The sequence below is a fragment of the Micromonospora sp. NBC_00821 genome (assembly GCF_036347035.1).
GTDB lineage: Bacteria > Actinomycetota > Actinomycetes > Mycobacteriales > Micromonosporaceae > Micromonospora > Micromonospora hortensis.
In genome coordinates, this window is the sequence record NZ_CP108880.1 from 4,685,536 (window position 1) to 4,698,415 (window position 12,880).

Here is a 12,880-nt window from a genome sequence, read left to right on the forward strand (position 1 = left end):
GCTGGTCAATGACCGTTCCCAAGCTCGCGGAGGACAGATGCCGCTGCCATTCCCTCGAACCGACCCGAACAGCCGTCGGGCCGTCCACCGGGGGCCCGCCGGCCACGGCATCCCTCGGCGTCTGCGGTCGATGCTGGCCGCGGTGCTGGCGGTCTTGGCCGTGTCGGCCGGCCTGACCGTGGCCGCGCCGGCGCAGGCCGCACCCGCCGTCACCTACACGAACCCGTTGGTGAACCAGCGGGCCGACCCGCACATCTTCCGGCACACCGACGGCTACTACTACCTGACCGCGACGGTGCCGCAGTACGACCGGATCGTCCTGCGCCGCGCGACCACCCTGCAAGGGTTGGCGACGGCGGCGGAGACGACGATCTGGAGCCGCCACACCAGCGGCGAGATGGGCGCCCACATCTGGGCGCCCGAGATTCACTTCATAAACAACAGGTGGTACGTCTACTTCGCCGCCGGCCGCACCGACGACGTGTGGCGGATCCGGATGTACGTGTTGGAGAACGCCAACCCGAATCCGCTGGCCGGTTCGTGGACCGAACGCGGCCGGATCTCGACACCCTGGGACACCTTCAGCCTGGACGCCTCGACCTTCGTCGCCAACGGCGTGCGCTATCTGACCTGGGCACAGCAGGAACCGGCGATCGGAAACAACTCAAACGTCTACCTCGCCCGGATGGGTGCCAATCCGTGGCAGATCACCGGCACCGTGACCCGACTCGTCGTCCCGACGTACGACTGGGAGACCCGCGGCTACCGGGTCGCCGAGGGACCGGCGGTGATCCAACGGAACGGCCGGATCTTCCTGACCTACTCTGCCAGCGCCACGGACGCCAACTACTGCCTCGGGATGCTGAGCGCCTCCGCCAGCGCGAACCTGCTCGACGCCGCCTCCTGGAGCAAGAGCCCCAGCCCGGTGTTCGCCAGCAACGCGGCCACCGGCCAGTACGGCCCCGGCCACAACTCGTTCACCGTCTCCGAGGACGGACAGAGCGACATCCTCGTCTACCACGACCGGAACTACCGCGACATCACCGGCGATCCGCTCAACGACCCGAACCGACGCACCCGACTGCAAAAGGTGTACTGGAACGCCGACGGCACCCCGAACCTCGGCATCCCGGTCCCCGACGGTGCCACACCCGTGCGGCTGCGCTCACATGACCAGGCCGGCAGCTACATCCGGCACTACGACTACCGGGCCCGGATCGAGCCGAACGTGACCAACCTGGCCGACTCGCAGTTCCGGATCGTCACCGGGCTCGCCGGCGGCGGTTCGGTGTCGCTGGAGTCGACCAACTTCCCCGGCTACTACCTCCGTCACCGGGGCTACGCCCTGTACGTGGAGAAGAACGACGGCTCGGCGCTGTTCGGCGGCGACGCGAGTTTCCGTCGCCAAGCTGGCCTCGCCGACAGCGCCGGGATCTCCCTGGAGTCGCAGAACTTCCCGGGCCGCCACGTACGCCACCGCGACGGACTGCTCTACATCGAGGCGGTCAGTTCGAGCGCCGAACGCGCCTCGGCCACCTTCCATCTGGAGTAGGCGCCCACGGTCGTCGACACCCGTCCAGGTACGCCCGAAGCCCATTGCAGCCAGGAGGAGCGATGTCCTTCACCATCACCAGAAGACCGTCCGGCAGTGGGTCGATGCGTCGCGGCCGACGTACCGGCCTGGTGCTCGCCATGATCACCATGCTGGTCGGCGCGGTTGGCGCCGTTCTGGTCGGCGCACCCCCGGCAGCGGCGGCGAGCATCGACACCAACGCCTACTACGTCCTGGTCAACCGGCACAGCGGCAAGGTCCTCGACGTCCGGGACACCTCGACGGCGGACGGCGCCGTGATCCAGCAGTGGTCCCGCAACGACGGCGCGTGGCAACAGTTCCAGTTCGTCTCCTCCGGCAGCGGCTACTACCGCCTCAAGGCCCGGCACAGCGGCAAGGTCGTCGACCTCTGGGAGTGGAACACCGCCGACGGCGCCGAGTACCGCCAGTGGTCCGATGCCAACGGCACCAACCAGCAGTTCCAGGTCCTCGACTCCGACAGCGGTTACGTCCGACTGATCAATCGCCACTCGGCCAAGGCACTCGAGGTCTGGGAGCGGTCCACCGCCGACGGCGGCCGGATCAGTCAGTACGCCGACCTCAACGGCCCGAACCAGCAGTGGCAGCTGGTCGCGGTAGGCGGCAGCACGCCACCGACCACCGGCTGTGGCAGCGGGTCGAGCAACGCCGAGGCCGTACTGAGCGGGAGCACCTGGACCGCCCGCAATGGCTCGTCGACTGTCTACTCGGGTTCGGACATGCTGTCGGCGATGCAGGCGGCGGTCAACTCGCTCTCGGCGGGTCGTACGTCGAAGCAGCGGGTGGTGGTTCGTGGCTCCGGCTCGATGAGCGCGGGGTCGCGGTTGTCGCTGCCGTCGTACACGACCCTTGCCGTGTGCGGCACGATCAACGTGACCGGGTCGGGCTCGGGCGACCAGGCGCCGGTGTACTCGCGGGGAACCACTGACGTCGAGGTGCAGAACCTCACCCTTACCGGTTCGCCGCTGTACGGGATCTTCATGCGCAACGTGAACAACCTGACTCTCGGGCAGATCGACATGCGGCTCTCCGCCGGTCTGGGCGTGCGCATCGACAACCACGGTGGAGATCGAGCGGTGAAGGTCCGCAACGTCCGCATCGACAACGTGTACGTGTCGGGAACCGGTACCCACGGGGTCGAGACGTACGGCGTTGACGGTCTGACGATCGGCACTGTCACGGCCCGGAACACCCGGGACTCCGGCCTACTGCTCAACGACACGATCAACGCCACGGTGGGCACTGTCGACGCGCAGGGCGCCGGGGCCGGAACCGGGTACGCGGCGTTCCGGATGGCCAACCGCAACGGCCGGGTGGGCAACTCGTACCCGACGAACATCCGGGTCGGAACCGTGCTCGCGTCCGGCGGCGGCCGGGGGATCTTCTGCGTGTCCGAGTCCGGTGGCGCGGTCATCGACCGGGTGACGATCTCGAACACGGGCAACAACGCGATCCTGGTGGAGAACTGTTACAACGTCGTCATCGCCGGGGTGTCCGGGACGGTGACGGGCGGTGGCGAGGTGCGGATCGCGGCCCGGAGCGAGTTCCCGATCTCCTCTGGCATCCGGTTCCAGAATCTGACAGTCAGCGGGACCAACATCACCCAGAGCCCCTGCGGTGGGGCGAACAACACGATCAGCAACGTCACCCGGGTGAATTCGACCCTGACATGGTGCTGAGAGGCCCTCGGCAGAGCGACTCACGAAAATTGCGAACGAGGGCTATCGTCGCCAGATGCCGAGCTCCCGCATCGCCGTGACCGCCCTGGTCGCACTCACGGTCGTCGACGTCACCCACACCCTCGTCGCTCTTGGGGCATACGAGCGCCGCGTCGGCGGGGTGACCCATGACGGGTCCGGCATAGTGGAGATCCTCGACAGCATCGTGTCGCTTCGTGAGTTGTCCACAGTGACATTCTGTCTGCTGATCCTCACGCTGCTCACCGCCTCGGCCAGCGTCGCCAACTGGTTCATCCAGACCCGGCGCGCGCGACCAGCGGGCGCACCCACAGCAGGAAGGACGAGGTGGTGGGTTAGCGCGCTCATCGCCGTGCCCCTCAACCTGATCGCAGCCGAGCGGTACCTTTCGGCCACCGCGAACGGCGGCGAATACATGCACGCCGTCCTGGCGGAGACCACACTGCTACTGGTCGCCGCAGCTGCGGCGCTGGTGGCCACCACGACCGCCGGTATGCAGTTCATCCGGCGCCAGGTCGGGTTTCGCCGGCTGGCGCTTGCGGGTAGCGATGGCCCATGAACCGCAATCTCGTCAAGGCTCTACAGGTCGCGTGGGAGCTGCCGGAGTTCCGTGCCGGGGTGCGACACGTCGTCGATCTCGAGGAGATTGCGGGGCTGCTGGCGACGCTGTCCGTTCCGGACCATGACCACGAGGTGGAGCGCAGCCTGCTGAGCCTGCTGCGGTCCGCCCTGGACACCGTCGAGATTCGGGAAGCGGTGTTGCTGCTTCTGGAGCGGGACGAGGTGCGCAGGCCGCTCGTCGCGGCGGCGGTGGAGCCGTTGGCGGACCGGCCGGGTCAGGCTGCCGCCATCGCGTCGGCGGCCGAGGATCCTGTGGTGCGGCGTGAGGTACGGGCGGTGCTGGCCAGCGCCAAGGTACGCGAGCTGATCTGGCAGGCGATCGAGAACCAGCTGAGCGACAACCGTTTCGGCCTGATCCGCCGGGCGGCGGTGCTGTTCGTGTGGCACCCGCGCGTCCGGCGTCTCGCGTGGGCGGTGCGCCGGCACGGCGTGTTGCGGGAGCTACGCCGTAAGTAATGATCCACGTCGACCGATGCCAGAGGCGTAACAATTCTGTTAGCGTTAACAGTTATGACGATCAATCAGAGCCGGATCGGTCGTCACGAGCAGGTCAACCACGTGACAGCGCAGCAGACCGGTGCCGACCGGGCCGACGGGACCGAGAGGGCGCGTACCACCACCACCCAGGAGGACAAGACATGACGCACGATCAGAATGAGCAGGTGAGCGGCGAACGGAAACTGCTGACCCGGCGCACCGTCCTGACGACGATGGGGGCCGTACCGGTCGCAGCGGTCGCGACGGTCGTGGGGGCCACCGAAGCCGTCGCCGCACCGGCAAGCATCAACCCGTCGGCAACGCGGCAGACGATCCGCGGCTTCGGCGCCATGGCCCACGCGGCCTGGATCGGCGACCTGACCGCCGCCCAGCGGGACACGGCCTTCGGCACCGGCGAGGGTCGGCTGGGCTTCTCCCTGCTGAGGATCCCCGTCAACGAGAACCAGGCTGACTGGAGCCGCGACCTGGCGACCGCGCAGCGCGCTGTCGCGCTCGGAGCCACCGTCTTCGCATCGCCGTGGAACCCACCGGCCAGCATGATCGAGACCTTCACTCGCGGCAACCAGACCAACGCGAGGCGGCTCCGATACAGCTCGTACAGCGCCTACGCCACGCACCTGAACGACTTCACCGCCCACATGCGCAACAACGGGGTGAACCTGTACGGCATATCGGTGCAGAACGAGCCGGACTACGCGGCCGAGTGGACGTGGTGGACGTCCTCGGAGATGCTCCGGTTCCTGCGGGAGAACGCCGGCTCGATCAGTACCAGGGTCATCGCTCCGGAGTCCTTCCAGTACGTGAAGTCCGTGTCGGACCCGATTCTCAACGACTCCGCGGCGCTCGCGAACGTGGACATCATCGGCGCCCATCTCTACGGCACGTCGTACGCGAACTTCCCCTACCCCCTCTTCCGGCAGAAGGGCGCGGGCAAGGAACTCTGGATGACCGAGGTCTATTACCCCAACAGCAACACCAATTCGGGTGACGCCTGGCCCGAGGCGCTCGACGTGGGGGAACACGTCCACCGCGCCATGGTGGACGCCGAGTTCCAGGCGTACGTCTGGTGGTATCTCCGGCGCAGTTACGGTCCCATGCGGGAAGACGGCCAGATCAGCAAGCGCGGTGCCATGATGGCGCACTTCGCCAGGTTCGTCCGCCCCGGGTACGTACGGATCGACGCTACGGCGAACCCCGCCTCGAACGTCTACGTCTCGGCGTACCGGGGCGGCGACACGGTCGTCATCGTCGCCATCAACAAGAACACCTCGTCGGTGAGCCAACAGTTCACGCTGTCCAACGCCACCGCCTCCGGCAGTGTCTCGAACTGGCTGACCGACGGCAGCAGGACAGTCGCGCCCCAGGGGGCGCTCAGCATGTCGAACGGCTCGCTCACCGTCACGCTTCCCGCCCGAAGCGTGATGACCTTCGTGACCAGCGTGAGCGCCACCAGCCCCGGGGACACCTACAAGCTGGTCAACGTCGACACCGGCCTGGTTCTCGGCGTACAGAACATGTCCACCGCCGATGGCGGTCTGGCCGTGGTCTGGGGTGACAGCGGCACCGCCGACCACAACTGGGTCCGGGTCACCGACGGCAACGCGTTCCGGTTCCGCAACGTCAACAGCGGCAAGGTCCTCGGCGTCGAGAACATGTCGACCGCCGACAACGCCCGCGTCATGCAGTGGAGCGACAACGGCACCGCCGACCATCGCTGGACCCTGGTGGCGAACAGCGACGGGTCCTACCGGATCCGTAACGTCAACAGCGGCAAGGTGCTCGCCATCCTCAACGGGTCCAGCACCTGGGGCACCCAGGCCGTCCAGTACGCCGACAACGGCAGCACCAGGAACAACTGGCGCCTGACCCGGGTCAGCTGAACGTCCCCGGCTCCGGGTCGACCTCGCGGGGCCGACCCGGAGCCGTACCTCCGCCTCGCCGGCCGGCAGATCACCGACGGCGGCGGGCCATCCACTGCCAGATATGGGTGCCGTTGAGGCTCGGGTCGTTGCGGGCCACGTAGATCCAGGACCAGTGACCGGGGAACTGGTAGCCGTTCCAGACGACGTGGTCGTACAGGCTGATCAGCGATCCCGGGATGAGGTCGTGGGCGTGGATCGTGTTGGTCTCGGGTGGCACTGTGTCGTCGTCGCGCGAGGTGACCAGCCAGGTCGGGGTCCGAATGCTCGCCAACTCCGCGTCGGTGATCAGCGGCGGGCCCTCCCCGCTGAGCGGCTCGACGACACCGCAGATCGGCACCGAGGCGGCGAACAGGTCGGGGTAGGTCGAGGTCATCTCCAGGGACATGTAGCCGCCGTTGCTGCAACCGACCACGTAGATCCGGTCCGGGTCGACACGCTTGCGACGGACGAGGTCAGCAACGATCTCGCGGATCAGCGGGGCGAACCGGGGGCCGTCCTCCATCCAGTAGGAGGTGCTCTGCGGAGCGACGACGTACGCGCCAGAGAAGATCCGCTGGGCCTGCGGAGTGGCGAAGCCGAGCGCTCCCCGGTTGGCACGCAACGTGGTCTCGTTGTCGTAGTAGTCGTCAGGCAGCGAGGCGCCCTCGCCGCCACCGTGCAGCCAGACGATCAGCGGTCGTCGGCCGTGCCGGGGCGAGTGGTCGGGCGAGTACAGCCGGTACTTCATACCCGAGCCCGAGACGTGGTAGCTGAAGGCGTCCACCTCCGGGTTCGACAGCCCTGCCTGCACGAATCGGCTGATGATCACCGGCGAGCCGCGACGCCGGACGACCGGGGTGTTCTGGGTGATGGTGTAGACGAGGTCCAGCCGGACGTTGCGGCCCCTGCTCAGGATGTAGCCGAGGGTCCCACCGCCGGGTTGGCCCTCGGCGTGGCTCAACTCCAGCACGATGTTGCCGTGCCGGTCGAGCCGGGCCCTGGTGACAGTGCGGTCCAGGTCGTACTCGCTGAAGATCTGGTCGCCGGGAGCGATCGGGATCGGGCTGGTGGCCTTGGCGTGCACTGTGAACGTGCCGGGGGTCAGCCCGGCCGGGTCGATCGGCCCGAGCCGGCGGGTGTCGAGGGTGACCGAGGTGACCTGCTCACCGCCGTCGAGCGTTCTCGCGTCGAGGGTGAAGCTCACGCTGGTGGAATGGCGCCCATCGGCGTGGGCGGCGGCGCCGGGCAGGGCCAGGCCGATGGCGGCACCGGCCCCACCGGTCAGGACGGTGCGGCGAGTGACAGACGTGGACATGCGGGCCCCCGGTACCTTGCGATGTAGAAGCTCATCGATGGCATCTCAACGTAACGCCGCGGAGATCCGCTGGCAACCGGTGCCGGCACGAGTGATCAGGGCGCCCCGCGCCCTCGGAGCTAGGCGGAAGACGCCCTGACCAGTCACGGGAGGAAGGCCGCCCGCACAGTCAGCTCAGGCGCTGGAACACGGAGAACGGGTAGACCCAGGCGGGGTTGAAGATGAGGCCCAGCCGGTGCAGGTACCGCTGGCAGGCGCTCGGCTGCGCCGGGTCGGGGCAGAACGTCACCCACAGCTCGGAGTAGCCGTCCTTCTCGGTCGGGCTGTAGCTGACGACCTGGTCCCGCACGACGAACTGCATCGAGGTCAGTCGGGGGTCCTGCACGTCGTTGGGGAAGGAGAGGGACGTGTCCAGGCCGTACAGCACGATCTCGTTGGAGAACAGGCAGACGCTCGCCTGGAAGTACAGCTCGTAGATGGTGGTGTAGGCGGCGGTCTCGTAGACCTCCTCGGAGACCTCCTCGCGGTAGCAGGGGGTGCCCGGCGGGAACGCGGGCGGCGTGGGCACCGGAATCGCGTTGGTCGTGATGTCACCGGTGGTGCGGGCCGAGCCGCTCGACGGCGTCGCGCGCAGGCCGCCGTCGGAACAGGCCGCCTTCGTCGTGCAGATGGCAGCGCCGGGCGCCGCCGACGCGGCCGCCGCCGGGACGGTGAGCGTCGCCGCGAGCACGGTCAGGGCCAGGACCAGAGGCTTGAGATGTACGGACACGTAACCTCCAATGGTTCGATCAGTGCGCTCTGCACCCGAGCAGAATCGCCGATCGGGCCGGGCCTCTGGCCGGGATTCCGTACACCGCGCGCGACCTCGGGGACCTCTGGGGCGAGGCGGACACTCTCAGCCGGCTCGGTGACACCCGCCACGCCCTCGGCGACCCCGTTTCCGGCCGGGCCGACTGGCAGCGGGCACTGGACATCTTCACGGCCCTCGACCATCCGGACGCCGCCGCCGTCCGCGCCAAACTCCAGCTCACGTAATCGAGCCCATCGCCCAGAGACCGGCCACCCGGGTCGTACTTTGGGACGATCTGGAGTCGCACCACCGTTCGTACGATGAATCAATGCATCCTCGCCTGCACGCGGTGTCGACCGAGCCGCGTGTCTCCCCCGCTCCGGCGCGGACGTGGCGCGACTGGGCGATGATCGCCGCTCTCGCGCCGGCGATCGTGGTGGAAGGAATCTTCCGACCCGATCTGCCCTGGCGGGTGGGCTGCGTCGTGGTCGCGCTCGCGCTGCTGCCCACGCTCCTGTGGCGGCGTACCGCACCGCTCGCGATGGTGGTGATCGCCTTCGGCTGCACGACGGTCGCCCCGTTCGTGCTACCCGGCGATCCCTGCCAGCTGTTCACTGCGAGCTTCCTGGTCCTCCTGGTCTACGCGCTGTTCCGCTGGGGCTCCGGCCGGGAAGCCGTGCTCGGTTCGTTCTTCGTGGTGGCCAAGGTGACAGCCGCCGGGCTGGTCGGCTCGGTCGACGGCGGTGAACTGGTCGCCGGCTTCGCGGTGATGTTCGCCGCCGCCACGCTGGGTGTCGCCATCCGCTTCCGCGCCGCCACCCGGCTGCGCGAGCTCGATCGGGTGAAGCTGTTGGAGCGTGAACGGCTCGCCCGCGACCTGCACGACACGGTTGCCCACCACGTGTCGGCGATGGCGATCCGCGCTCAGGCCGGCATCGCCGCGTCGACGACCGAGCCGGATGCCGCCGTCGAGGCGCTGCGCACCATCGAGGCCGAGGCGTCCCGCGCGCTTGCCGAGATGCGCGCGATGGTCCGCGTCCTGCGCCGCAACGAGCCCGCCGATCTGGCGCCCAACCCGCAGGTAGCCGACATCGGGCGGCTCGCCGGCCAGTTCCGCACCGGTCCGGCCGTCGACGTGGAGCTGCGCGGCGACCTCGACGACCTTCCGCCCACTGTCGGCTCCGCGCTCTACCGCCTGGCCCAGGAGTCGGTCACCAATGCCCGTCGCCACGCGCGCCACGCCACCCGGATCGAGGTCAGCGTCGCGGCCGATGACACGTCAGTGCGTTTGCGGGTCAGCGACGATGGCGAGGCCGGCGCCGCCCGTCCGACCGGCTCGCCCGGTTTCGGCCTGGTGGGCATGATGGAGCGCGCCGACCTGCTCGGAGGCACCTGCGAGGCCGGCCCCGATCCCGACAGTGGATGGACCGTCACGGCCGTGCTTCCGCGCGAGGGGGTCGGCGCGTGACGGTTCGCGTGCTCGTGGCGGACGACCAGGAGATCGTCCGTACCGGCCTCACCATCATCCTGAACACGCAGCCCGGCATCGAGGTCGTCGGTGGAGCGGGCGACGGCCGCCAGGCGGTCGAACTCGCCCGGCGGCTCCGCCCCGACGTGTGTCTGTTCGACATCCGGATGCCGGGCTTGGACGGCATCGAGGCCACCCGGGCGCTCGCCGGGCCAACGGTCCCGGAGCCGCTCGCGGTGGTCGTCATCACGACCTTCGACCTCGACGAGTACGTGTACGCGGCGCTGCGGGCCGGCGCCCGCGGCTTCCTGCTCAAGGAGGCCGGCCCTGACCTGCTCAGCCAGGCCGTGCACGCCGCCGCCAACGGGGACGCGCTGATCGCGCCGAGCGTCACCACGCGGCTGCTGAAGGCGTTCGCCGACGCGGATCCGGCCGCACCGCGCACGCAGCCCATCGAGGCGCTCACCGACCGGGAGGAGCAGGTCCTGGTCGCCGTCGCGCGGGGACGCACCAACCAGGAGATCGCCGACGAGCTCTACATCACGTTGAGCACTGTCAAGTCGCACGTCACCAGCCTGATGACCAAGCTGGGGGTGCGTAACCGGGTCGAGGTGGCGATGTGGGCGTACGAGACCAACCGCCGTCGACGGCACTGGTGACCGGCGGAAGTACGACGACCGTCTCCGACCATGGGCCAACCCGATCGCGGCCCTTGTGCCGATGAGCGGGGGCGGGTGCGGCGTCCACCATCGGTGGCATGACGATGCGCGAGTGGCGGCTACCGGCCGCGTTGATCCTGCTGGGCCTGATACCGATGCTCGCCGGCGCCGGACGCCTCACCGAGCTGGGCAGCGGACCGGAGGTCACCGCGGCCAACGCGCGCTTCGTCGCCGATCCGCTGCCGGTGGTGCTGCACATCGTCGGCGCGGTGGTCTACACGATCCTCGGCGCGTTCCAGTTCGTGCCCCGTCTGCGCCGTCACTCTTGGCACCGCCGTGCCGGCCGCGCGCTCGTCCCCTGCGGGCTGACGGTCGCCTTCACCGGCCTGTGGATGGCCGTCGCGTACGACCTACCGGCCCATGACAACGACGTGCTCGCCGGCATGCGACTCGTCTTCGGCTCGGCCATGGCCGGCGCGATCCTGCTCGGTCTCGCCGCCGTGCTCCGCCGGGACATCGCCCAACATCGCAGATGGATGGCGCGCGGCTACGCGATCGGCCTCGGCGCCGGCACCCAGGCGTTCACCCACGCGCCGTACCTCCTCGCGACCGGTGAACAGCCCAACGGGAACCTCCGGGCCGGCCTGGTGGTCGCCGGCTGGTTGATCAACCTTGCGGTGGCCGAGTGGTACCTGCGCCGTCCGGCTCCGGTCGTCACCGCGGCGGCCCTGCGCCGAGCTGAGCCCGAGCGGCAGAAAGGCTGAGGGGCTGCGGTCCCCCTGTCGCACCTGACGGTGTGGCTGCCGTGCCGGCGGTACGGCAGCCACACCCTGGCGTCACCTGTTCTGCTTCTCCTGGCACGGCACGCAGAAGCGAGCGTGCGGGAGAATTTCGAGCCGCTCGGCCGGGATGCTCTGGCCGCACCTGTGGCAGGCACCGTAGGTGCCGTCGCTGATCCGGTTCAGCGCACCGGTGATCTGCTCGATGTTCTGACGGGTGGCCAGCAGCAGCGCGGCCTGGTTGTGGGCCTCGCCGGGGTCGCCGGTGTCCGCGTTGAGCTCGGTCAGTTCCCGCAGCCGAGCCGTCTGGGTGGCGAAGTCGTCCGCCAGGGACGCTCGCAGGTCAGCCAGCCAACTCTGGTCGAGAGTAGGACGATGATCGACGCTCATGATCTGCCTTTCAAGGGGAATGGTCGGGAAAAACAAAAAGGGCCGAAGCTTGGATAGCTTCGCCCTGGCGGTCGCTCTGGATATGCAACGACTCCGCAGGTGGGCCTCGGCCGGTTCGCGTCGGGCTCAACATTGTGTGCGTGGGCACGGTGTGCGTGGGCACGGTGTGCGGCGCGCGGACAACCGGCACCCGCATGTCGGCCTTGGGACGGGTCGCCGTCGGCACGCGCACAGCACCGCCCGCCGCCACCTCGGTGGCGGCGGGCGAGCGGAGAGTCACCGGCGGCATGCCCCCACCATAGAGCGGGGTTGCCCTAATGCCAACGGTCGCGGTGGGACCTCGTTCCACCACTTTTCGCCACAATAGGGCCGTTGCCCGAACTCGGTCGGCGACCGTCCGGTTCTCCGTCGGCACGGCGCCGCCGGTTGGTCAGCTCGGGGTGAGGAGGCAGAACTCGTTGCCCTCCGGGTCGGCGAGCACCCGCCACGGGACGTCCTGCCCCAGGTCGATGCGGGTCGCGCCGAGACTCCGAAGCCTGGTTTCCTCGGCCTCCGGGTCGTCACCGGGGTACGGACGGACGTCGAGGTGGACGCGGTTCCACACGCTCTTCACATCAGGGGTACGAACGAACTCCAGGTAGGGGCCGACGCCCTTGGCGGAGCGCAGTCTCGCACCCTGATCGGTCACCTCGTGCAGTGTCCAATCCGTGGCCTCGCTCCAGAATCGGGCCATGGCTCGCGGGTCAGCGCAGTCGACCACCACGGCGGCGATCGGTCCGGTGTCCCGGTAGAGCTCCCGGGGCTCCAGCACGCAGAACTCGTTGCCCTCCGGGTCGGCCATGACCGTCCACGGCACGCCGCCCTGACCCACGTCGGCAACGGTTGCGCCCAGATCCGTCAGGCGGGCGACCACCTGCGCCTGGTGGGCCGCCGAGGTGGTGGCGAGGTCCACGTGCACGCGGTTCTTCACCGTCTTGGGCTCCGAGGAGACGACGAGGTCGACGCAGACGGCGACGGGGTCAGGGTAGACGAAGCCCTCGGGTTCGAGGTTGGTCACGCCAGGTCCCTCACTGGAGATTTCCCAACCGAGCGCCTGCGCCCAGAAACCGCCCAGTGCGGAGTCGTTCCGAGCCTTCATGTTGATCTGAACAAGCCGTGTCGCCATGCCGCG

Annotated in this window: 13 protein-coding genes; 9 read left to right on the forward strand and 4 right to left on the reverse strand. The window is 68.8% G+C overall.

The features are described 5' to 3' along the window. The first annotated feature begins 37 nt into the window (after window positions 1–37). From OHB44_RS21380 to OHB44_RS33510, 6 genes are all read left to right on the forward strand, one after another. Window positions 38–1,552, forward strand: coding sequence for a family 43 glycosylhydrolase (locus tag OHB44_RS21380; RefSeq protein WP_330437999.1), 1,515 nt, complete (start codon window positions 38–40; stop codon window positions 1,550–1,552). A gap of 62 nt (window positions 1,553–1,614) precedes the next feature. Next, a complete protein-coding gene (locus OHB44_RS21385; protein WP_330438000.1) occupies window positions 1,615–3,270 on the forward strand; it encodes an RICIN domain-containing protein in 1,656 nt (551 codons plus the stop codon). A gap of 55 nt (window positions 3,271–3,325) precedes the next feature. Next, complete coding sequence (locus OHB44_RS21390; RefSeq protein WP_330438001.1) at window positions 3,326–3,847, forward strand: hypothetical protein; 522 nt, start codon at window positions 3,326–3,328, stop codon at window positions 3,845–3,847. Beyond that, on the forward strand, window positions 3,844–4,365 hold the full coding sequence (locus OHB44_RS21395; protein ID WP_266301965.1) for a hypothetical protein: 522 nt from the start codon (window positions 3,844–3,846) through the stop codon (window positions 4,363–4,365). The genes OHB44_RS21390 and OHB44_RS21395 overlap by 4 nt, the downstream gene beginning before the upstream one ends. A gap of 54 nt (window positions 4,366–4,419) precedes the next feature. Continuing rightward, a complete protein-coding gene (locus OHB44_RS21400; RefSeq protein WP_330438002.1) occupies window positions 4,420–4,551 on the forward strand; it encodes a hypothetical protein in 132 nt (43 codons plus the stop codon). After that, window positions 4,548–6,287, forward strand: coding sequence for an RICIN domain-containing protein (locus OHB44_RS33510; RefSeq protein ID WP_442932618.1), 1,740 nt, complete (start codon window positions 4,548–4,550; stop codon window positions 6,285–6,287). The genes OHB44_RS21400 and OHB44_RS33510 overlap by 4 nt, the downstream gene beginning before the upstream one ends. A gap of 70 nt (window positions 6,288–6,357) precedes the next feature. Here the strand turns inward: OHB44_RS33510 and OHB44_RS21415 are convergent, their stop codons facing one another. Next, window positions 6,358–7,623, reverse strand: coding sequence for a prolyl oligopeptidase family serine peptidase (locus tag OHB44_RS21415; RefSeq protein ID WP_330438003.1), 1,266 nt, complete (start codon window positions 7,621–7,623; stop codon window positions 6,358–6,360). 169 nt (window positions 7,624–7,792) lie between these two features. Then, on the reverse strand, window positions 7,793–8,392 hold the full coding sequence (locus OHB44_RS21420) for a hypothetical protein (protein ID WP_330438004.1): 600 nt from the start codon (window positions 8,390–8,392) through the stop codon (window positions 7,793–7,795). A gap of 349 nt (window positions 8,393–8,741) precedes the next feature. On the opposite strand from OHB44_RS21420, the gene OHB44_RS21425 reads away from it, so the two are divergent. The 3 genes from OHB44_RS21425 to OHB44_RS21435 all read left to right on the forward strand — a co-directional run bounded on the left by OHB44_RS21425 (window position 8,742) and on the right by OHB44_RS21435 (window position 11,304). Then, complete coding sequence (locus OHB44_RS21425) at window positions 8,742–9,881, forward strand: sensor histidine kinase (RefSeq protein WP_238684079.1); 1,140 nt, start codon at window positions 8,742–8,744, stop codon at window positions 9,879–9,881. After that, the gene (locus OHB44_RS21430; protein WP_266301963.1) at window positions 9,878–10,540 is read left to right on the forward strand and encodes a response regulator; all 663 of its coding nucleotides are present in this window, start codon (window positions 9,878–9,880) and stop codon (window positions 10,538–10,540) included. The genes OHB44_RS21425 and OHB44_RS21430 overlap by 4 nt, the downstream gene beginning before the upstream one ends. 98 nt (window positions 10,541–10,638) lie before the next feature. Then, window positions 10,639–11,304: a DUF2306 domain-containing protein gene (locus OHB44_RS21435; protein WP_330438005.1), complete on the forward strand. Its 666-nt coding sequence runs from the start codon at window positions 10,639–10,641 to the stop codon at window positions 11,302–11,304. Window positions 11,305–11,376: 72 nt separating this feature from the next. Here the strand turns inward: OHB44_RS21435 and OHB44_RS21440 are convergent, their stop codons facing one another. Both OHB44_RS21440 and OHB44_RS21445 read right to left on the reverse strand, forming a co-directional pair. Then, on the reverse strand, window positions 11,377–11,709 hold the full coding sequence (locus tag OHB44_RS21440) for a TraR/DksA family transcriptional regulator (protein ID WP_266301961.1): 333 nt from the start codon (window positions 11,707–11,709) through the stop codon (window positions 11,377–11,379). A gap of 430 nt (window positions 11,710–12,139) precedes the next feature. Then, complete coding sequence (locus tag OHB44_RS21445; RefSeq protein WP_266301960.1) at window positions 12,140–12,874, reverse strand: VOC family protein; 735 nt, start codon at window positions 12,872–12,874, stop codon at window positions 12,140–12,142. Window positions 12,875–12,880: the final 6 nt, after the last annotated feature.